Here is a 1,836-nt window from a genome sequence, read left to right as displayed (position 1 = left end):
TCTAAATTGTGGCCATGGTATTTGAGCAGGGTGGACATCACACCGCTTTCGCAATGGGCGGTATGCTGGTGTGGAAATTCTTGTATGGTCATAAAGTTATTGGTTTTCGTGCAATGTTTTCAGACGGACTGAAGTTTTATAGGAATGGGTTTGTTGTTTTGGAAATCAGCGCGCTTCTTTGACCGCTTCCTGCGCGGCTTTGTAGCGGCGCAGAAATTCGATGGCGGCGGCTTTTTCGGCTTCGTTGCCGTATTTGGCATCACGTTGGGCGCGGCGCAGTTCGGCGCGTTCTTTGGCTTCTTCGATTTGGCGCGCTTTGAAGTCTTCGCGGTTGTCGGAGGAGACGAGTTTGTCCTGTTGTGATTGCGCTTTGGCCATGGCTTTGGCAATCAAATCCATGGGGTTGAATGCGGCGCTTGTTGCGGCTATTTGGGCTTGTGCCTGTGCGGCCTGTTTGGCTTTGACGGCGGCTTCACGTTGCGCCAGTAGGGCTTTGCGTTCGGCATCATCGCGCTGTTTGCGCGCGGTATGGCGTTCAAAACGGCTTTGCGCGTGTTCGGCGGCGGCGAAGCGCGGTTCGGCAGAGGTGCTGAAACGGCGTGCGGACGGCAGGAAGGGCTGCGATACGGGAACCATGTCGATGCAGTCGACGGGGCAGGGGGCAACGCACAAGCCGCAGCCGGTGCATTCGTCGCTGATGACGGTGTGCATTAGTTTGGACGCGCCCATAATGGCATCGACGGGACAGGCGCGGATGCAGGCGGTACAGCCGATGCAGACGGCCTCGTCAATCAGGGCTACGGCTTTGATTTGTGTTTTTGCCGGGGCGAGGTAGGGCTTGCCCAATAGGTCGGCAATGTCTTTCATGACGGTTTCCCCACCCGGCGCGCACAGGTTTACCGGCGCTTCTCCTGCCGACAGGGCGCGCGCATAGGGTAGGCAGCCTTCATAGCCGCACTCACGGCATTGGGTTTGCGGCAACAGGCGGCTGATGCTTTGGATGGGAATGGTCATCATGGATAGTCAAAATCGAAAAGGCGCATTATATCAGATTGTTGCGTTTGTTTTGGCGAAACCCGCTTTGCTTATTTTAGTGAAACTCTCTACACTCGTTTTAGCGAAACGCGCTACGCTCGTTTTCAGACGGCCTGAGTCGGGTTTGCGTTATAATTTTGAAATGGATTTATTCGGGTAATTAGGAATGACGGCTACACTTTGCCCCTGTCAGTCGGGGCGTGTTTATACGGAATGTTGCGCACCGTTTCATGCGCGTGAGGCGGCGGCCTCGACGGCGGAAGAGTTGATGCGTTCGCGTTACAGCGCGTATGTTTTGCAGGAAATCGACTATATCGTGGACACGACTGTCCCTGCGCAGCAGAATTTGTTGGACAAGCAGGATTTGGCGGCATGGAGTAGGCAGATGCAGTGGTCGGGATTGAAGGTTATCCGTCATGTGCCGTTTGGCAAGCTGCATGCTTTGGTCGAGTTTGAGGCGTATTTTGAAGAGAACGGGCAAACTGAGTGCCATCATGAATTGTCGGCATTTGTGAAAATAGACGGGCGTTGGTACTTTATTGAGCCGACCGTTGCGTTACCGACGATGAAACAGCCTTGTTTGTGCGGTTCGGGCAAAAAGTTTAAGGCGTGTTGCGGACAGTTTTTCAAATAGTAGTGTAAACAGGCCGTCTGAACGTTCAGACGGCCTAAGCTGTTTTTGCAGATAAAAAAAACCATTCATACTAAGGGAGAAGTATGAATGGCCAATACATTGCGGGAAAACGTCTTACTTGCTGCACCGCCCAAAAGGGATGAAAGAGCGGTGTTGTGTCAGCGATT

Annotated in this window: 2 protein-coding genes; one reads left to right on the top strand and one right to left on the bottom strand. The window is 53.2% G+C overall.

The window, feature by feature from the left end; all coding sequences use genetic code 11:
* Positions 1–165 precede the first annotated feature (165 nt).
* Positions 166–1,014 carry an RnfABCDGE type electron transport complex subunit B gene (locus ACTHS3_RS08235; protein WP_039861917.1) on the bottom strand — a complete coding sequence of 283 codons (849 nt, stop codon included), beginning with the start codon at positions 1,012–1,014 and terminating at the stop codon, positions 166–168.
* Positions 1,015–1,201: 187 nt separating this feature from the next.
* On the opposite strand from ACTHS3_RS08235, the gene ACTHS3_RS08230 reads away from it, so the two are divergent.
* Positions 1,202–1,669: a YchJ family protein gene (locus ACTHS3_RS08230; RefSeq protein ID WP_004518935.1), complete on the top strand. Its 468-nt coding sequence runs from the start codon at positions 1,202–1,204 to the stop codon at positions 1,667–1,669.
* Positions 1,670–1,836 lie beyond the last annotated feature (167 nt).

This window comes from Neisseria sp. P0009.S007 (genome assembly GCF_051962515.1).
This window is presented reverse-complemented; position numbering and strand designations above follow the sequence as displayed.